Raw genomic sequence first — 19,432 nt, forward strand, 5'->3', positions numbered from 1 at the left:
TATGACACTGGAAGCATTACTCTCTCCCCGCCTTAGCCTTTGCCATCTGGCGGGGAGCAGCAAAAAAAAGCTACTGCTCAATATTGCCCAGGCCATCGCCGAACAATATCCTCAACACGACTCCGATACAGTTTTTAATCAACTGATCGCCCGTGAGCGCCTTGGTTCCACCGGTATCGGCGATGGAGTTGCCATTCCCCATTGCAGGCTGCCCGGCTGTGATAGCCCCATTGGGGTTCTCTGTACCACCCAGCCCGCCATTGATTTTGACTCTGCCGACCGTCAGCCTGTCGATTTGCTATTTACTCTTCTGGTCCCCGAAGATGCTGAACAGGAACATCTGGATACACTAGCCGAAATCGCCGCTCTGTTTTCCAACAGCCTGGTTAGAGATAAGCTAAGGCAAGCACAAAGTAGTGATGAGCTATATGCCCTCGCTATTGATAGTACCGCAGCCGCCTAGAGGAGGTTTTGTTAGTAACTGAGTCTCAGAGCTGACATTCGCCTCATTGTTCAGGTAGTGCAACAAGCGAAATAATAAAAACTTGATCAAAGAAAAGGGCTCTCCATGCGCTTGGTGATAATTAGTGGACGCTCCGGCTCCGGAAAAAGTTCTGCACTGCAATTACTGGAAGATGTCGGCTTCAATTGTATCGACAACCTTCCCACCAGCCTGCTCCCGGAGCTGGTTAAGAGGGTCAAGGCACAACCGCCAAAAGAAAACACACCTCTGGCCCTGGGTGTCGATGCCCGCAATCTCTGGCAAGACATAAGACAGGCTCCCAGTGTTATTGAGTCCTTGCGCGAGACAGGGGTTCAATGTGATGTTATCTATCTCGATGCCCGCGAGCCGGTTTTAGTACAGCGATTCAGTGAGACCAGACGGAAGCACCCTCTCAGCAATGATTGCACCCATTTGCTAGAAGCTCTCAATCAGGAAAAAGAGCTTCTCACCCCTATCTCAACCATCGCAGATATGGTTATTGATACCAGCACCCTGAGCTTGCACCAACTGCGCGAACTGATTAAAAATCGTGTTGTTGGTGAACAATCAAACAGCATGGCGATTCTTTTCCAGTCCTTCGGGTTCAAGTATGGCGTGCCTGTGGATTCAGACTTGATTTTTGACTTACGCTGTCTACCCAATCCCTACTGGGAACCAGCTCTAAGAGAAAAAACCGGTAAGGATATCGAGGTCGCTGAATTCTTGCGCTCTCACCCAGAGACCGCAAAGATGGAGGCTGACATCACCAACTTTTTGGAAAACTGGCTGCCCTCCTACCAGAAAAGTAATCGCAGCTACACCTGTGTCTCTATCGGCTGCACTGGGGGCCGACATCGATCAGTTTATATGGTTGAACAGCTGGTAAAGAAATTTTCCAAAGAGTTTGATAACGTCCAGATACGCCACAGGGAGCAACAAAAATAGATTTTTGTCGAGCAGCGCAATGCAGAAACACCAACTGACCATCATCAATAAACTCGGCTTGCACGCCCGCGCTGCAAGCAAGTTCGCGCAGACTTCCTCCAAGTTCTGCTCCAATATTAAAGTGCATTGCCAGGGTAAAGCCGTAGATGGAAAAAGTGTGATGGCCCTAATGTTACTAGCTGCAGGCAAAGGCACGGAGCTGGAACTAGAAATAGAGGGGACAGATGAAAGTGCCGCCCTGGAAGCTATCAGCACACTGATCTCCGATCGATTCGGCGAAGCTGAATAGAGGCCAGTATACTATTGCCACGAAAAGCTCACTCTAAACATTAAATCGCTAAGCTTTTACATCGCCTCCCAAATCCACCACTAGCAGTAAGGACTTGTTGTGCCCAGCTCTCCCCAAGCCGAAATCAAATTCCGCGCACAGAATCAGCTGGGTGAGCTGTATGCCGCGCTGGATAGCGGTACGGGACAAGAAGTCCGGCGCATGCTCAAGACCCTGACTCCCCAGAGTGTTGCGCAATTGCTGGAGAGCTCTCCACCGCGTATTCGCCAGGTACTTTGGAATTTGGTGGATAGGGAAATAGAGGGTGAGGTCCTGCAGGAACTCACCGACGATGTGCGCAGCCAGATCCTCGCCACTATGGATACCGAGGAGATGGTGGAGGTGATGGAAGGCCTGGATGCCGACGACATCGCCGATATACTTCAGCAGCTGCCGGAGCGAGTTGTTGCCGAAGTGCTCTCATCGATGACGGAAACCGACCGTCTCCGGGTTGAAAGTGTTCTCGCCTATGATGAGAACACGGCCGGCGGTTTAATGGATACGGATACTATCTCTGTCCGCCCCAACCTGACTCTCGATGTGGTACTTCGCTACCTTAGGCGCCATGAACAACTACCGGAATCTACCGACAGCCTTTTTGTGATTAACCGGAGGGGCCAATATATCGGTCTCTTGCCACTATCCAAACTTCTCACCACAGACCCATCGGTGACAGTTCGCGAAGTGGTCAATACCGATGTGGAACCAATACCCGCAGATATGGCCGACACAGAAGTCGCGCGCTTATTTGAGAAATATGATTGGATTACCGCACCGGTAGTCGATGAAGATAACCGCCTGCTGGGGCGAATCACTATTGACGATGTAGTAGATGTTATCCGAGAGGATGCAGATCACTCCCTGATGAGCCTTGCCGGCCTCGATGAGGAGGAAGACACCTTTGCCCCAGTAGGGCGCACTGCGCGGCGCCGGGCCGTTTGGCTGGGTATTAATCTGCTCACAGCTCTGCTTGCCTCCTGGGTGATCAGTTTGTTCCAAAATACCCTGGACAAGGTGGTAGCCCTAGCAGTCCTAATGCCCATCGTCGCCAGCATGGGGGGCGTGGCCGGTAGCCAAACGCTGACAGTGGTCATTCGCGGTATGGCCTTAGGCCAGATAGGACGCAGTAATTTGAGCTGGCTACTTTCCCGTGAGCTGGGTTCAGCGGCACTCAATGCTCTTTTGTGGTCGCTTGTGATGGGCTTGATAACCGCCATGTGGTTTGGCGATATATGGATTGCGGTAATTATCCTTGCCGCCATGATAATCAACCTATTAACCGCCGCACTCGCTGGAGCGATATTACCAGTAGCATTGCGTGCCATGAATATAGACCCGGCACTGGCCGGCGGGGTAGCGCTTACTACAGTCACCGATGTAGTAGGCTTTATGTCTTTTCTGGGCTTGGCCACTTGGTACTTTAGCTAAATCACCTCTGGACCAAGCCCCCTTATTTACCGAAAGCGAATCAAAGATGTACGAATACGACGATTACGATGACGACCTGCCGAAAAGTAAATCTCAGGTCAAAAAAGAAATGCACGAGCTGCAGGATCTCGGCAAGCAACTAACCGAGCTCTCCAAGGCCCAACTGGCTGAAGTCCCCATAGATGAGGACTTACAGGAGGCTATTGCTACGCTACATCGGATCAAATCCAATGAAGCTCGCCGGCGCCAGATGCAGTACATCGGCAAGTTGATGCGCAGTGCCGATCAAGAGGCGATAGAAACAGTGTTGAACCGTTTTAAAGAGCGAGACCACCAATACCTGCGTTTCGATAAAATGGCCGAAGACTGGCGCAAACGACTACTGGAGGAAGGCAGTAGTGCCCAGGGGGAGTTCTTTGACCAGCATACAAGTGTCGACCACCAACAGCTGCGCCAACTGATTAGGGACTCCCATAGGGAAATCAAAAACAATAAGCCACCAACCAATCAACGAAAATTATTCCGCTATCTTCGCGACTTCTTTATCCAGGAAGCGGAATAAGACCTCCGGGCGCTCCAGCGTAAACTGGCTGGCAGCGCCCGCAATCTAGTCATCAGAAGTTATTGCGCTTTCTTATCCCCTGAGGCCGGCACAAAGTCCAAGGCGAGAGAATTTAGGCAGTAGCGCAAGCCAGTAGGCTCTGGACCATCTTTAAAAACATGCCCCAAGTGTTCCCCGCACTTTGATAGCACCTCAGTCCGCTTCAGCCCCCAGCTGTAATCGTCCTTCAAGACAATATTTTGTGGGTAGGCAACATCCCAAAAGCTGGGCCAACCAGTTCCCGATTTAAACTTCTGCTCAGAGCTGAAAACCGGTAGACGGCAACCCGCGGTGACATAGACCCCCTTCTCTTTGTTATACAGAAGCTTGCCACTAAAAGCGGGCTCAGTACCTTTTTTCCAGAGAACCTTGTAGCGATCCTCTGGCAGAATCTGCTTCCACACAGACTTAGGGATCTGATCGAGATCAGTACCCTCTGCAATATGCTTTTTAGCTTGAGCGACCGTCATATTTTGGTCGCGCTGGTGGTCATCTGCCTCAGAGCATGCCGAAAGGGTGACGACGGTAAAAAGAAGGAGGGGCAATAATGAGTGCAACGCCATCTACAGTGCTCCTTTTACAGGGGATCATCACTAAGATTAGATGGCTATTGCACACTGCCTCTGGATATTAAAACTCAAGCTGCAGGAGGGGACCTCTCTTCAGAGCCGACCCCAACCTGTGTCTTGTTCCCCTCATGGTCCAGAACCGCGCCCTCACGTTTGGCGCCATCTCCATCAAACAATTTCTCAAATCGCATTTGTGGGTCTGACCAGCCGCCACTAATTCGGTAACTGACACTGGCGACCTTTTTAACCTGCTTTTTAAAAGCCTTACTGATCAGGTAGACACCCGCAGCCGCAGGCAAGCCACCGGCTAGGGCTGCAACCAGAGCCAGGTTGTTGCCCACCGGCAAAGTAGCCACCAAAGTTAAGTCCAGATCCTCCCGGACCAAGTTAACCCGCCCCGCCATCTGCAGTTCACTGGTGGGACCCTCCACCTGAATGGGTACTGCAATAAGAAGCTGGCCATCACCTTCAAAGACCACTTCTCCACGCACCCTATCAAAAGCCATACCACTCTTGTAAAGGTCGGTGAAATCAAGACGCAAGCGTCGCGCCCAGGTATCAAAATTAAACAGTGACAATAGGCGCAGCACGGTAGAGCCTGTCGCACCGGTTGATCGCAGGAAACGGCCATCGCGAATATCGATCTTAAGCTCTCCGGAGAGAAGACTTCCTTTTACCTGGGTCGGGGCCCCCTCCCACTTCAAAGCAGTCTCAAAGCTCGCCGATTTACTCTCAATCAACGGCTCATGGCCCATGTTCCGCTGGATATCTGCAAGATCATCAGCCACCAATCGACCGATAAACTGTGATGATTGCTGCCCCTCGGCATCCCTCATCCACACCAATTCTGCACCTAGCTCACCACTGTGTTTGCCCTGCCCCTCGATGCGGAACCCTCTCACCGTGCCGTGGATATCACTCACCACCAAACGATCTACAGCTGTCCTCAACTTAAATGACCAGGGGCCCAAGACCTCTTCACCTATTTGAAGGTTATCAGTACTAAAATCGATCTGCGGCAAGCTAGTAAAATCAAACTCCGCCAAAGGGTCCGCTACCACCTCCTCCGCAAAGGGGTCCAAGGGAAAAGCTTCATCACCGATTTCAGCCGGTTTCTCTGGCTGAGGCAGACGCAAATGAGCCAGCTTGAGGCGTAACGGTGTACTGCCATCCAATAGGCCTGTTAGATTTCCTGCAACCATTTCACTGTCAAATTTGAGCTTCCAATCTGTCCCCACTCCCTCACCGGTAACATGGATATGCTCAATTTCTGCAGAGCCCAGCCGAAGCTGATCTGTACTGAGATCCAGACGTATCGGAAGTGGCTCAATAACACTCTCAGCAGCCTCTCCCGGGTTTTCTGCGGTACTTACAACAGCGCTGCTTGGCTTCGCTGGTTCAGACAACTGATAAATATCCAGCAGAGACTGCCAGCGAGGCAAGTCAACAGTAGAAATATCTCCAGTGACCGTCAACTCCCGCTTGGAGGGCAATTTTGCCTCAGCATTCAAGGCGATTGCAGCCCGATCTAACTCTCCATCAATCAGCCAGAATTGACCCTGCAAATGTTCTCCATAGTCCAAGTGGAACAAGCTGCCCTGCTCTCCAATCGGCACTCGCAATACAAAATTGGTTTCTGTTTCCGCCGTCTTGCCAAGTGGGTCAGGCAGGTTCACAGCCACACCGGCCAGGTTGGAAGTGAGCTCAAATACTGCGGCGTAAGGGGTTTCCGCTGATTTTGCAGGAATGGTCACCAGGGCTTGATAATCCATTTCTCCTTCCAGCCACTGCAGTTCTGGCCGCGAACTCCAGGCGTGTACCGACTCAACCAATGCATTGCCGTCGATAACCACCTGGGTATCCCGTGCATCCCCCTCGCCAATATGTTGGATACGAGCAGTCAGCGGGCGGCCCCACAATTTGCCGTTCAGTTGGGTCCCTTCAAGGCCTGTCACACTATCGTATTTCACCAAACCATTTAACGCGGTCGCATCGAGGCGGAGCCCTTTCAGCTGCAGGTCGCCGTGCTTCAGGTTGACTTCAACCTGTTGCTCGGGAACTACTGATGACTGTCCCAAAGGTAGAGTTAAGGATACAACGCCATCCAAACTCCCGGTCAGGCTCCAATCATCAAAGGCACTTCCAAGGTGGTCCCTGAGTGGTGATTCACGCAATAGTCGCAACCCATCAGCAGCGGGTCCAACCACCTCAGTTTGTACATCAAGGCGTGAGCCTCCACCCTTCTTCTGAGGGGTTACCGCAACCAGAATATTTCCAGCATCCATATTCCAGAGCTTGGCTTTATCGGCATTGACCCGCACAGTTTCATCATCAAGCAACAAACGGCCATCCACATCCCTGACCTCAGGCCACTCACTGGCGTAGTCAAGGCTCGCATTTGAAAAGTCGAGCGCCAACTGAATCGTTCTGCGCTTCTGGTGAGTCGCGAATGCTCTAAGGGATTCTTCTTTACCCTCTTTGCTATAACTGCTGCCGCGATAGATAAAGGCCGCACTCTCAACGCGTCCTTGATTGTTCTTACCCAGGCCAGTTTTCAACCAGCTGCGCAAATCATCGCTAACCACAAATGGCACCAGCTCTTCCTGGGTAATAACCCCCGCATCTTTTATCGATAGGGAAAGCACCAGATCCACAGGTCGTGTTTGGGCGTGGAAGGGTAGTGACAGCATAAACTGACCACCGACCTGACCAAGTTCACCGCCAAGCATCAGCGGGCCCGACAATACGTTGACTTCGTTCAACGCCTTATCGACATCCCAGGCTATGGTGCCGCTGGCTTGCTCGAACCCAAAAGCATTCTTATACAGACTGGGAAAGTGCGCCCCGAGGGAGGTACCGTCGAGTTCAACCCGGCCACTGGCGCCCTTAACCTGAAGATAACCACTCAACTGGGTAATTGCCGGGGCTCCTCGAAACGCCTCGACCGCAATATCTTCCAAGTTTGCACTGATCTCTAACTGCCGGTCCGCACCAGCTCGCAGACGCAGGCTGCGCAACTGACCTTGGGGTTTTAGTGCACGCAACCAGTCATCTGCAGCTCCCTCTAGTAACGACAAGCGATTTAAGATGCTGCTCCAACCAGCGAGATCAACCAGATCAGCCATCAGGGCTATACCCTCTTGGTCACTGTTAACCTGCAGGTTCAGCGACGGCATTTTCAAGCCCTGCCAATCGATTTCAATATCCTGCAGCGCTAATCGCCAGTGCTCTCCCGGCAACCAGCGGCCCGACAAGTTGCCAGAAAAAGCGCGCAACGGAGCCAGTGTATGCTCTTCTATATCTTCTCCTGCCCTTTGCATATCGGTCAGGCTTTCTACTTGGGCCAAGTCCACCTGGCCCACTATGCGATAACCACTTACGGCATCACTATGCAACCACAAGCGGCCGTCTGCCCACTTCTTCCCCTGCCAGTGAAACCGGTCGGGTAACGGGGTGAGTTCGTGAAGCAAGCTGACAATGTCTTCATCCAGTAGCAACTCATTAAGCTGCATATAGCCGCGCAGTGAGAAGTGCTCTTTATCTTTGGGATTGCCCCGCCCCTCTAACACAACCCGTAGGGTCTCTTCATCAACCTGGCTACTCTCCCCTTCACGGGAAATAAAAGCCCGTGCAGTCAGTCGGTGAAAATCCCCGCTATTTTCCAGCTGGATTTCAGGCAAATTGATTTCTGCCAGCTGCTCATCGGGAAGGCGCACAGTGATCGCTGCATCACTGATTTGAATTTTGGGGCTCAACTGGAATAGGCGGGCCGGATCTGCCGCTTCGGGATTGGGTGCAGTGCTGCCTTCAAGCTTAAGCGGGGCATCGGGAAACCCCTGTAGATACCAGAGGCCATTTTCATCGCGGTTGAGCCCGGCCGAAAACTGATTCATTTGCAGGTCTTTCCAGACCAATTCCCGGTTCCAGAGACTGGAAAGTAGATCCAGCTGGAACAGGCCGTGCCCCATTTTCAGCTCACCGTGTTCCCCCAGACGCAGTCCATCCAGCTGCAATGCAACTTCAAGGGCCTCCCAACGCAGGGAAATACGATCCATCTGTACAGGAACGCCTAGCTGCTCACTAAGCCAATGACTAATCTGGGGACGATAGTTCTCTACCTGCGGGGACAGCAGTCGGCCTGTTTGCACGATGATTGCCAGCGCAATCACCAAGCTTACCGACAGTAACCAGAACTTTCTTGCAATCCAGCGTATTACAACCATCGCTATACCCTCACCACCAAACAGGCATCGACCGAGCGCTGACAATAAGCTCTCTTAGCTTGCTGGCGAGTGAATAATGGATTACACAAGAACAATGTCATATTGCTCCTGGTTGTAAATGGGCTCTACCTGGAACTGAATCGGCCGACCAATAAATTCTTCAAGATCGGCGACATTAGCCGACTCTTCATCCAGCAAAAGATCTATTACCACCTGACTGGCCAGTACCATAATTTTTTCACTATCGTAAGAGCGCGCCTCTCGAATAATCTCGCGGAAAATCTCGAAGCAAACTGTCTCCGCACTCTTTAAGGTGCCCCTCCCACTACAAACAGAGCAAGGCTCACATAAAATCTGCCCCAGTGACTCACGGGTGCGTTTGCGAGTCATCTCCACCAACCCCAGTTCGGAGACCCCGGTGATACTGGACTTGGCATGATCGCGCTCCAGGGTCTTTTCCAGGGTGCGCAAGACTTGTCGCTGGTGCTCGGGGTCTTTCATATCGATAAAATCAATAATGATAATCCCACCCAGATTCCTCAAACGCAGCTGGCGGGCAATCGCTGTAGCGGCCTCCAGATTGGTCTTGAAGATAGTCTCTTCAAGGTTGCGATGCCCAACAAAAGCACCGGTATTGACATCAATCGTACTCATCGCCTCTGTCTGCTCTACGATCAGATAGCCGCCAGACTTCAAGGTGACTTTGTTGTGTAGTGCCCTTCTTATTTCCTCTTCAACACCGTATAAGTCAAACAGTGGGCGCTCACCGGGATAGTGTTCCAGGCGACCGGCAATTTCCGGCGCATATTTACCGGCAAATTCTGCCGCACGGCCGTGGGCCTCTCGGGAGTCTATACGAATCTTCTCGGTATAAGGGCGCGCAAGGTCACGCAATGCGCGCATAAATAGTGGAAGGTCCTCATAGATAACCGAAGGCACTGGACGCTCCTTAATGCGCTCATCCAGCTCCCCCCATAATTTGTACAGAAAGGGGATATCTCTCAGCAGCTCTTCCTCACTCACCCCCTCGGCAACGGTACGCAAAATAAAGCCTCCATCGGCCGACAAACCATCCTCTGCAAGGCGCAGAGAAGCTGCTTCAACCAACTGGCGCAATCGCTCGCGTTCGTTCTCGTCTTCAATTCGATTAGAGATACCGATATGGCGCGTCTGCGGCATATACACCAGGTAACGTGCAGAAACCGACAGATGGGTAGTCAGCCGGGCACCTTTACTGCTGATAGGGTCCTTCACTACTTGCACGATCAGTGACTGCCCCTCTCTGACTAGCGCGCGGATATCCGCCACCTCGGCATCCCGTGCCTCCATACCTTCTTCGTCGAGAGGTGCAATATCCGAGGCATGGATAAAGCCCGCACGCTCGAGGCCTATGTCGACAAAAGCGGCCTGCATTCCGGGCAGTACGCGAATCACCTTTCCCTTATAGATATTTCCTACAATCCCTCGCCGCGCACTCCGCTCCAGGTAGACCTCCTGGAGCACACCATTTTCTACCAGCGCAACCCGGGTCTCAGTCGGCGCAACATTAATTAACAGCTCTTCGCTCAAGATTGGCCCTCCTGCCAATAGGGAATGCCCGCATGATCCAGCATGGGGACTACAGCTTCCAATGGGAGCCCTACAACATTGCTGTAACTGCCACTAAAAGCTTCTACCAAGGCGGCACCAAAACCCTGAATACCGTAACCGCCAGCTTTATCGACAGGCTCTCCAGTACTCCAGTAATCCGCTATTTGAACTTTGGACAAGTGGCGGAACCTGACTCGAGTTTCCACTACTCGGCTAAACTGTCGATCCTGCGAACGCAAGCACACTGCCGTGAAAACAGAGTGCTCTCCTCCCGATAACGCCAGCATCATGGACTCAAAGTCAGCAAAATCTTGAGGTTTTTCCAGCAGCCTCTCACCTGCCATAACCACCGTATCCGCTCCCAAAGACCAGAGTCCCTGCGGGCTGTCAGCGGCTTGAAACCCGGCGACAGCCTTGTCGTGGGCCAAGCGCTCTATGTACTCAAGAGGGCTTTCAGCAGGTTGGCGTTGTTCTACAACAGCGGGGGACAATTGGGAGAAAGGCACCCCAATCTGGGCCAACAGTTCGGCGCGGCGCGGCGAGCCAGAGGCCAAAAGAAGTCGATTTTCTGAAGCGCTTGTTGTCACTCTATTACATATTCCCTGTGGGTCAGCGGCTGATTATAGCGGCACTGTTCGAAAAATGATCGATTTTTTACACTGATTTACAGTGCCGACGAGACGGTCAACGAACGTGTAAACGCCCGGAAAGCCCCCTGAGCCACGGGGTCACCCAGGGCCAGAGCAGGGCTGTAGTCAAGGCGGGCCACAGGAAGGTCAGCCCGGGTACCGATTTCCCCTCAAGGCCGTGCACCCAGTTGCCCACCACTTGATGAATGCCCACCAGAACAAATACCCACAACAATTGCTGGGCCGGATTAAATGCCCGGGTGCGCTGGTAAGTCAGTAAGCTGAAATAGGCGAGTACCGATAGGGCCAGGGCATGGGTTCCCAAGCTCGCCCCCGTAGCCAAATCCTGGACAATACCGATCATCCAGGCGAAACCCACCCCGAAGGTCTGGGGCATTCGGGTAATCCAGAATATCACCAGCAAAGCCGGAAATGCCGGCCGAAACCAAAGCCACTGCTGTGGCAGGGGCATAACCGAGAGAAGCAGTGACAGCAGAATAGTGACCGCGATAAACCAGCGGTTATTCGCTTGCAACAGAATGTCCTCCACTGCCAATGACCGCCAATACAAAGCGGCTGCGATTCATCCGCCCCCTCGGCAACACTTCAGCCTCCGCAAAAGGTTTACCCGGGTCTCTCTGCACCGAGATGACCTCCCCGACCGGATAACCTGCGGGAAAGCGGCTACCCAAACCGGAGCTGAGCAGCAAATCGCCCTCCCGAATATCACTGGTATTAGCAAGATGACGTAACTTCAGGCGATACAGGTCACCTGTACCCTCGGCGACGGTGCGCATACTGTTGCGCAGAACCTGGACGGGAATGGCATGACTGGAATCAGTTATCAGCAGGATACGACTGTAGGAGTCGCCAGCTTCAATCACCTGCCCCAGCAATCCACTGGCATCCATTACCGGGGTACCGATATCAATACCGTCATCGCGGCCTTTGTCAATCAGCAGCACATGCTCCAAAGGGTCCGGGGTAACGCCAATTACCTGAGCCACCAGTACTCGGTCATCGACCATTTCTGCTGAGTTCATCAGTTCTTTGAGCTGAGTGTTTTCCGCTTTTACGGCCGCCAATAGCTGGCTGCGCTGCTCCAGCAGTAAAACCTGGCGCTTGAGGCGGCTATTTTCCTCCTGCAGTTCTTCGCGCGAGCGAAACTGCTCATCGGCCCAATCACCCACACGCTCGGGGGCTCCTGTAACCCAGTACAGTGGAGCAATAACCCCTGATAAGCGTTCTCTGACAGGCTGAAACCAATTGGTGTAATGATCGGAAACGATCAGCGAGATCGCGAGTATGATGAGAAAGCCCAGGCGGTATTCGGCAGAGGGACCGCGGGTAAATAGCGGTTTCACAGGCAATCCCCTCTTAACAGGTCAATCAAAGATGGTGAGAACAGTACAAGCCATAAAAGATGACTTGCATTTTTTTTTATTACAAGGAGCTTGCGGATATAGCCACAAGCTCCCTCGTAGGTCACATAATACCGATGTCTACTAGTTAGACATCAGGTAGAGGCGGCTGCGATCCAACATATCCAGCGCTTTGCCGCCACCCCGCGCCACACAGGTCAGCGGGTCATCGGCAACAATCACCGGTAAACCCGATTCTTCCATCAACAGACGGTCCAGATCGCGTAACAGAGCACCACCACCAGTCAGCACCATACCGCGCTCAGCGATATCAGAAGCCAATTCGGGAGGGGATTGTTCCAGCGCACTTTTAACAGCCTGCACAATACCAGTCAGAGGCTCTTGCAGGGCTTCGAGAATTTCGTCGGAGTTCAAGGTAAAGCTGCGAGGCACGCCCTCGGCCAGATTGCGTCCGCGCACATCGATTTCGCGAACTTCACTGCCTGCATAAGCACAGCCAATTTCCTCTTTGATCCGTTCAGCAGTTGCATCACCAATTACGCTGCCGTAGTTGCGACGCACGTAGTTGACGATAGCTTCATCAAAACGGTCACCACCGATACGAACTGAATCGGAATAAACCACACCATTCAGGGAGATAATAGCGATCTCAGTGGTGCCCCCACCGATATCCACCACCATGGAGCCGCTCGCTTCCTCGACATTTAAGCCTGCACCTATGGCAGCGGCCATGGGCTCTTCGATCAGTGACACTTCGCGAGCACCTGCACCCAGGGCCGACTCGCGAATCGCGCGGCGCTCCACTTCTGTGGACTGGCAGGGAACACACACCAGCACTCTCGGACTCGGGCGCATCCAGCTATTTTCATGCACTTTCTTGATAAAGTGCTGCAACATTTTCTCGGTCACTTGGAAGTCGGCGATAACACCGTCCTTCAGCGGGCGAATAGCGGTAATATTGCCAGGAGTCCGGCCGAGCATACGTTTGGCTTCTACTCCGACAGCCTCAACGATTTTCTGGCCATTGTAGTGACGGATTGCGACGACAGAGGGTTCGTCGAGTACTACGCCGCGATCGCGAACGTAAATCAGCGTGTTGGCAGTTCCCAGGTCGATGGAGAGATCACTGGAAAACATACCCCGCAAACGTTTAAACATGGAATTCGATTACCTTGTACTAATTATCAGCCCCCAGGTCGGGCACTGCGGGCGCGGCTTCTTTTATGGATACAAATCCTAATTAGTCCGCAAAAATAATTCTGAGTTCCGAGCCGCATTTCGAATCGGATTCTACGCAAAATACCGGAGTCTCTCATCACTCGGCAGGATTCGGCAAACTCTAACAACCGCTAGGCATCAGGGCAAGGCTGAAGGGAGGTCATTTGAGGCTCACTATCCATTACTGCCGGAGCCGGTGAGAATATAACCCCAATGTGCTAAATTTGCCGGTTCTGCCCGCACAATAATCCGGGCAGCTTTTGACTCGCAACTCAAGCTGGAGGAGTCCATCACCATGGCAGTGGATACGCAAACTGTAGAAAAACTCGCGGAACTGGCCCGTATCGCCATATCCAAAGAAACCATCGAAGAAGTCAGCAACCGTCTCGGCGATGTATTGCAACTGGTCGACCAGCTGCAATCCACCAATACCGATGGTATCGCCCCGATGGCCCACCCACTGGATGAAGTCCAGGAGCTGCGCACCGACGCAGTGACAGAGACTGACAAACGCAAAGACTTCCTAGAGTTGGCCCCCCAAACTGAAGAAGGCCTCTACCTGGTTCCCAAAGTAATTGATTAGCCGGCCCAACACTGACGAAGTTCACCTAAATACCCAGCCCTCAGCCCGTCTAGAGCCTTTAAGGGAATAATATGCATCAGCTTACTATCGCCGAGATCATCCGTGGATTGCGGAGCAAAGAGTTCTCGAGTACAGAGCTAACCCGCCATTTACTCGGCCGCATCCAGCAACTGGACAGTAACTACAACAGTTTTATTACCGTCACTGAAGAGAGTGCCCTAGCGCAAGCCGCGGCCGCCGACCAACGCCTGGCCAACGGGGAGGCACCGGCACTGTGCGGTGTGCCCATCGCCCACAAAGATATTATTTGCACTAACGGCGTGCGCACCAGCTGCGCCTCAAAAATGCTGGATAATTTTATCCCTCCCTACGATGCCACGGTGGTAGATAACCTCAACGCTGCCGGAACCGTCTCCCTGGGCAAGACCAATATGGATGAATTCGCCATGGGCTCATCCAACGAAAGCAGCTTTTACGGCCCGGTAAAAAACCCTTGGAATACCCGCTGTGTACCCGGCGGTTCCTCCGGTGGTTCAGCTGCGGCAGTTGCTGCACAACTGATACCCGGCGCCACAGCTACCGATACCGGCGGCTCTATCCGCCAGCCGGCAGCGTTGACAAATACCACCGGGCTGAAACCCACCTATGGGCGCATTTCCCGTTACGGTATCGTTGCCTACGCCTCCAGCCTGGATCAGGCCGGCCCTATAACCCGCAATGCGGAAGACGCTGCTTACTTGCTCTCCGCCATGGCCAGCCACGACCCGAAAGATTCCACCAGTCTGAAGCAACAGCCCACTGACTTTACCGCCGAACTGAATAACCCGATCACCGGGCTGCGGATCGGAGTACCCCGAGAGTACTTTGGGGAGGGGCTTAACCCAGACACCGCAAGCCGGGTTCAGGAGGCTTTGAGAGCGTTTGAAAAGCTGGGGGCTCAACTGGTCGATATCAGCCTGCCACATACCGAGTTAGCGATACCTGCTTACTATGTGATCGCCCCCGCTGAAGCCTCTGCCAACCTATCTCGATTCGATGGGGTGCGCTATGGCTACCGCTGTGAAGAGCCCAAAGACCTGCGCGATCTCTATATGCGCTCCCGCGGTGAGGGCTTCGGCGAAGAAGTGCAGCGTCGAATCCTGGTAGGCACCTACGCCCTGTCCGCCGGTTATTACGATGCTTATTACAACAAAGCCCAACAGGCCCGACGCCTGATCAAGCAGGACTTTGTCGAAGCATTCGAAAAAGTGGATGTGATTATGGGCCCCACGACCCCCTCCCCCGCTTTCGAGCTTGGCGCAAAGAGCGCTGACCCGGTAGCTATGTACTTGGAGGATATCTACACCATCGCCACCAACCTGGCCGGACTACCGGGCATGTCTGTACCCTGTGGCCTGGTGGACAATATGCCGGTGGGCCTGCAAATTACCGGTAATTACCTGGAAGAGGCGCGCATGCTCAATATCGCCCACCAATACCAACAGGTAACCGACTGGCACAAAGCCAGCGCCGTATAAGGAGATAAATTGTGGAATGGGAAATCGTTATCGGGTTGGAAATTCACGTCCAGCTCTCCACCCAGTCAAAACTCTTTTCCGGCGCTAGCATCCGCTTTGGCGCCGAGCCGAATACCCAGGCTTGCGCTGTGGACCTGGCTATGCCGGGCACCTTGCCGGTACCGAATGAAGAAGCATTTCGCTTTGCGGTAATGTTCGGCCTGGCGATGAACGCGGAGATCGGCAAGCGCTCCGTTTTTGAACGCAAGAATTACTTCTATCCCGACTTGCCCAAGGGCTATCAAACCACTCAATTGGAACAGCCGATTGTCGGCCCCGGCGAAGTGGAAATTCACCTGGAAGATGGCAGCAGTAAGAAAGTGCGTTTGCATCACGCTCACCTGGAGGAAGATGCCGGTAAATCCCTGCATGAAGATTTCCACGGGATGTCCGGTATCGACCTGAACCGCGCAGGTACGCCGCTGATCGAGATTGTCTCTGAACCGGACATGCGCAGTGCCGCCGAGGCTGTGGCCTACCTGAAAAAAATTCACAGTATCGTAACCTACCTGGGCATTTCCGATGGTGATATGTCCCAGGGCTCACTGCGCTGTGATGCCAATGTATCCGTGCGCTTGAAAGGCGAAGAAAAACTCGGTACCCGCACAGAATTAAAAAACATCAACTCTTTCCGTTTTGTCGAGCGCGCAATTAAAGTCGAAGCTGAACGTCAGATCGACATCCTGGAAGACGGCGGCACCATTACCCAGGAAACCCGCCTCTACGACGCAGACAAAAATGAAACCCGCTCTATGCGCAGCAAAGAAGTGGCCAATGATTACCGCTACTTCCCCTGCCCTGACCTGCTGCCAGTTGTACTCACCGATGAATATGTCGAGCAACTGCGCAGCATCCTGCCAGAACTGCCCGATGCAAAAGCAGCCCGCTTCCAAACGGAATACCAGCTATCTGCTTATGATGCAGACCAGCTGACACAGGAGCGTGCCAGTGCAGACTATTTTGAAACTGTGAGTAAATCCTGTGGCGAATCCAAGCTTGCCGCCAACTGGATTAACGGTGAACTGGCAGCGCTGCTCAACCGTCGTGAACTTACTATTTCACAATCTCCGGTTTCTGCCGACCAGCTAGCTGGACTAATCGCACGGATCAAAGACAACACCATTTCCAGCAAAATCGCCAAACAGGTATTCGAGGCTATTGCCGACGGAGAGGGCAGTGCCGACGAAGTCATCGAAAAACGCGGCCTGAAACAGGTTTCTGATACCGGCGCTATCGAAAAAATGGTGGATGAAGTGATCGCTGCAAGCGATGCCCAAGTAGAAAACTACCGCAAGGCCGATGAATCAAAGCGCCCCAAAATGATGGGGTATTTCGTCGGGCAAATTATGAAAGCGTCCAAAGGGCAGGCAAACCCGCAGATGATTAATAAAATCCTCAAACAAAAATTGGACGCACTGCTTTAACCCTCAACATTTCAAGACCTGGGCCGGGCTTCGCCCGCCCCCTATTTATGTAGCAAGGATATAGTTTTGAGCCTGAAAAAAGACAAACAGAAAGTACTCGGAGAAGTTTTTGACGAGGAGCGTATTGCTGGATTCTTGATTGGTGAAGCCCCCGCAGGCGTAAACCGGGATTTTCACCTGCTCGAGCGCGCCTACCGAAGCATGAAAGCAGAGAGTTTTGCCACATTTGTTAAGCTGTTTCTCGCTGAAGGCCTGGATCTGAACAGTCCTGGTCCCGATGGGAAAACTCTGCTGGCACGTATTGCTGAACACCGCCAGGGCGCAGAATATAGCGAGATTTTAAAAGCCGCTGGCGCCAACTGAGAACTCTGGAAATTTAGGCATCGTACCAGCGAAAGGTGAGAGTATGACTTCAAATCCCGTTCACGGTATCGACGCATTGGTGCGCGGTATCCACTTGATTACCCGGCGTGAGTTACGCCCATTTATCCTGGTGCCATTACTAATAAATCTGGTGCTGTTTATTATTATCAGTAGCATAATGATTTCACAGCTCGGAGGGCTTACCGATTATATAAGTAGCCTGCTTTCCCACACGCCGGTAAATACGGAGAATATGTCTTGGTGGGAAGCCATTATGGCCAAGGGTGCAGCATGGACCGCCAGTGTTTTTCGCTGGCTCGCCTGGATTATTGCACTAATAGTGCTTTTCCTATTTTTCCTTGCTTACGGCTATTTATTTAGCGTCATCACCAACATTATTGCCGCCCCCTTTAACGGTTTGCTCGCTGAGAAAGTAGAAGAATTGCTAACCGGTAAAGCTCCTCCTGCCGAGCCGATAATGCAAATGGTATGGCGTACCCTGGGCCGGGAATTGCGTAAGCTGGGTTACTTTATATTTTGGGGTTTGATCGTATTTATAATTGCCACCATCACCAGCTGGACCATTATTATCCCCGCAGCGCTCACCGCAGTTTGGGGCGCTTGGTGTATGGCTATTCAATACGTTGACTACCCACTGGATAACCACCAACGGCCATTCGATGAATTAAAAACGGTACTGCGCCGCCGCAAACTCACTAGCCTTACCTTTGGTGGGACCGTGATGCTTGCCAAAATGGTGCCGATTTTAAATATCTTTATTATGCCTGCGGCAGTTGCTGGCGGTACGGCTCTGTGGGTTGAAAGATTGCGTATTGAAGGGGATCTGGGAACTGAAACTCCTATTCTTCAGTAATCTAACTTCAAATGCCCCCCAAAAAAGCCCTCAGGAATAGAGGGCTTTTTATATTAGCGGCCTGTAGCTTTTTTCTTTTTCAGCCAGCGATACCAAGGTTGCCTACCCTTAGAAACACAAGCTGTAGCCGACAAGCATTTTTCCAAGTACTCCAGCTCACTGTTAAGCACCTCGCCCGAGAGACTCTTGCTCCGTATTTGTCGAATCCTGTCAGCCAGTAATGCATCGCGTAAACCCTCTGGTTTTTGAATTCCAGACGCCAAGATTTGTGGGCTCCAACTGAATAAATCCTGCGCTGTAATCCGGTCATTTCCCCACTCAGGATACCCTGAAAAATCACTATCAAATGCCAAGCCAGATTGATTCTTCAAAAAGTGATCATTCAATTGGCGATTTGAATCGCTAAAGTGCATAAAGAAACTTTGGGCATCCTTTTCAGAAGGTACCAACCGAGTATTTTCTTCCAACATCATTGGTTTCAGCTTCAGCAGCTCCGACTCAGCCACTCCCAATTCCAATAACTTGTGAGTCAATAGGAATTCCCTTCTTCCCACCCCCTCATTGACCCGCCTTCCTGAAATGTCTATGTCACCTCCCAGCAATGCGAGAAAGTCACTGACAATATCTCCCCCCTGAAGGGCGTCACGGGTAAAAGAGCGAACGCTTAAAGCAGCCTTGCCGAATACAGACTCCCACAGAATTAACTTGGAGAAATAATCATAGTAAGTCTCGATATCCTTAGTGAAAGCTGGGAAAGCACCTTCACTATGTCCAAACAATTTACTGGAAGAGCTGCGGTAAGCAACAGCTCCTCTGGCTCCTTGCTTTTTAAAGGATATCGCCTGCAAGTCCTGTCTGCGTAAATACACAATCACATTAATTTTATCGAAATACTTGGCACAGGTACGCTGAACCAATTCGACACTTTCACGTTGATGCAAAAAACAGAGATGCTCTGCCGATATTATCGCTTTCTCACCGCTACTTGATGCGAGCAATTCATCCAGTCTTGTATTCAACTGAAATCTGAGCTGACCAGTACAGCTAGAGACTTCCACACATCCCGAAGAGTTACCCTTTTTTCCCAAGGACAAAAACTCATACCCGGCTTCACTCAGAGTTTGTTCCTGCTCTTTCATCGCTAACTGAAGAGAACTTGAGCCGGTTTTATGGAAACCTATATGTAGATAGAGGGTACGCATTATTCGAGTATTTACTAACTTTTTATTGAATGA

18 protein-coding genes are annotated in these 19,432 nt (G+C 52.1%); 10 read left to right on the top strand and 8 right to left on the bottom strand.

Annotation, left to right across the window (positions count from 1 at the left end; translation table 11 throughout):
* Position 1 precedes the first annotated feature (1 nt).
* From ptsN to yjgA, 5 genes are all read left to right on the top strand, one after another.
* Entirely contained in the window at positions 2 to 463 is a 462-nt protein-coding gene (gene ptsN / locus ACJJI8_RS00965) for a PTS IIA-like nitrogen regulatory protein PtsN (protein ID WP_413663046.1), read from the top strand.
* A gap of 105 nt (positions 464 to 568) precedes the next feature.
* Positions 569 to 1,429: an RNase adapter RapZ gene (gene rapZ / locus ACJJI8_RS00970; RefSeq protein ID WP_444907483.1), complete on the top strand. Its 861-nt coding sequence runs from the start codon at positions 569 to 571 to the stop codon at positions 1,427 to 1,429.
* A gap of 19 nt (positions 1,430 to 1,448) precedes the next feature.
* On the top strand, positions 1,449 to 1,718 hold the full coding sequence (locus ACJJI8_RS00975; protein ID WP_444907482.1) for an HPr family phosphocarrier protein: 270 nt from the start codon (positions 1,449 to 1,451) through the stop codon (positions 1,716 to 1,718).
* Between the two features lie 99 nt (positions 1,719 to 1,817).
* On the top strand, positions 1,818 to 3,185 hold the full coding sequence (mgtE, locus tag ACJJI8_RS00980) for a magnesium transporter (protein WP_444933976.1): 1,368 nt from the start codon (positions 1,818 to 1,820) through the stop codon (positions 3,183 to 3,185).
* A gap of 46 nt (positions 3,186 to 3,231) precedes the next feature.
* Positions 3,232 to 3,747: a ribosome biogenesis factor YjgA gene (gene yjgA, locus ACJJI8_RS00985; protein ID WP_444933977.1), complete on the top strand. Its 516-nt coding sequence runs from the start codon at positions 3,232 to 3,234 to the stop codon at positions 3,745 to 3,747.
* Positions 3,748 to 3,806: 59 nt separating this feature from the next.
* Here the strand turns inward: yjgA and msrB are convergent, their stop codons facing one another.
* The 7 genes from msrB to ACJJI8_RS01020 all read right to left on the bottom strand — a co-directional run bounded on the left by msrB (position 3,807) and on the right by ACJJI8_RS01020 (position 13,337).
* Positions 3,807 to 4,349, bottom strand: coding sequence for a peptide-methionine (R)-S-oxide reductase MsrB (msrB, locus tag ACJJI8_RS00990; protein WP_444933978.1), 543 nt, complete (start codon positions 4,347 to 4,349; stop codon positions 3,807 to 3,809).
* A gap of 74 nt (positions 4,350 to 4,423) precedes the next feature.
* Positions 4,424 to 8,623: a YhdP family protein gene (locus ACJJI8_RS00995; protein ID WP_444933979.1), complete on the bottom strand. Its 4,200-nt coding sequence runs from the start codon at positions 8,621 to 8,623 to the stop codon at positions 4,424 to 4,426.
* Positions 8,624 to 8,659: 36 nt separating this feature from the next.
* Entirely contained in the window at positions 8,660 to 10,147 is a 1,488-nt protein-coding gene (gene rng / locus ACJJI8_RS01000; RefSeq protein WP_413663053.1) for a ribonuclease G, read from the bottom strand.
* Complete coding sequence (locus ACJJI8_RS01005; protein WP_413663054.1) at positions 10,144 to 10,755, bottom strand: Maf family protein; 612 nt, start codon at positions 10,753 to 10,755, stop codon at positions 10,144 to 10,146. Before ACJJI8_RS01005 ends, rng begins: the two co-directional genes overlap by 4 nt.
* A gap of 97 nt (positions 10,756 to 10,852) precedes the next feature.
* Positions 10,853 to 11,332, bottom strand: coding sequence for a rod shape-determining protein MreD (gene mreD / locus ACJJI8_RS01010; RefSeq protein ID WP_444896337.1), 480 nt, complete (start codon positions 11,330 to 11,332; stop codon positions 10,853 to 10,855).
* Complete coding sequence (mreC, locus tag ACJJI8_RS01015; RefSeq protein WP_413663056.1) at positions 11,319 to 12,161, bottom strand: rod shape-determining protein MreC; 843 nt, start codon at positions 12,159 to 12,161, stop codon at positions 11,319 to 11,321. The genes mreD and mreC overlap by 14 nt, the downstream gene beginning before the upstream one ends.
* A gap of 141 nt (positions 12,162 to 12,302) precedes the next feature.
* Positions 12,303 to 13,337 (bottom strand): rod shape-determining protein, encoded by a 1,035-nt coding sequence (locus tag ACJJI8_RS01020; protein WP_020412569.1) that lies wholly within the window; start codon positions 13,335 to 13,337, stop codon positions 12,303 to 12,305.
* A gap of 355 nt (positions 13,338 to 13,692) precedes the next feature.
* Between ACJJI8_RS01020 and gatC the strand changes: the two genes are divergently transcribed.
* The 5 genes from gatC (at position 13,693) to cysZ (ending at position 18,197) form a co-directional block, all read left to right on the top strand.
* Positions 13,693 to 13,980, top strand: a complete 288-nt coding sequence (gatC, locus tag ACJJI8_RS01025; RefSeq protein WP_444896336.1) for an Asp-tRNA(Asn)/Glu-tRNA(Gln) amidotransferase subunit GatC — start codon at positions 13,693 to 13,695, stop codon at positions 13,978 to 13,980.
* Between the two features lie 71 nt (positions 13,981 to 14,051).
* The gene (gene gatA, locus ACJJI8_RS01030; RefSeq protein WP_444933980.1) at positions 14,052 to 15,497 is read left to right on the top strand and encodes an Asp-tRNA(Asn)/Glu-tRNA(Gln) amidotransferase subunit GatA; all 1,446 of its coding nucleotides are present in this window, start codon (positions 14,052 to 14,054) and stop codon (positions 15,495 to 15,497) included.
* An 11-nt stretch (positions 15,498 to 15,508) separates the two neighbouring features.
* Positions 15,509 to 16,960, top strand: a complete 1,452-nt coding sequence (gene gatB, locus ACJJI8_RS01035; protein WP_444933981.1) for an Asp-tRNA(Asn)/Glu-tRNA(Gln) amidotransferase subunit GatB — start codon at positions 15,509 to 15,511, stop codon at positions 16,958 to 16,960.
* A 66-nt stretch (positions 16,961 to 17,026) separates the two neighbouring features.
* Positions 17,027 to 17,323 (top strand): PA4642 family protein, encoded by a 297-nt coding sequence (locus tag ACJJI8_RS01040; RefSeq protein WP_108734243.1) that lies wholly within the window; start codon positions 17,027 to 17,029, stop codon positions 17,321 to 17,323.
* 43 nt (positions 17,324 to 17,366) lie between these two features.
* Positions 17,367 to 18,197, top strand: coding sequence for a sulfate transporter CysZ (gene cysZ, locus ACJJI8_RS01045; protein ID WP_444933982.1), 831 nt, complete (start codon positions 17,367 to 17,369; stop codon positions 18,195 to 18,197).
* 53 nt (positions 18,198 to 18,250) lie between these two features.
* On the opposite strand, the gene ACJJI8_RS01050 is transcribed toward cysZ, so the two are convergent.
* Positions 18,251 to 19,399, bottom strand: coding sequence for a hypothetical protein (locus ACJJI8_RS01050; protein ID WP_444915720.1), 1,149 nt, complete (start codon positions 19,397 to 19,399; stop codon positions 18,251 to 18,253).
* Positions 19,400 to 19,432 lie beyond the last annotated feature (33 nt).

The sequence above is a fragment of the Microbulbifer maximicatervae (SeqCode) genome (genome assembly GCF_052467695.1).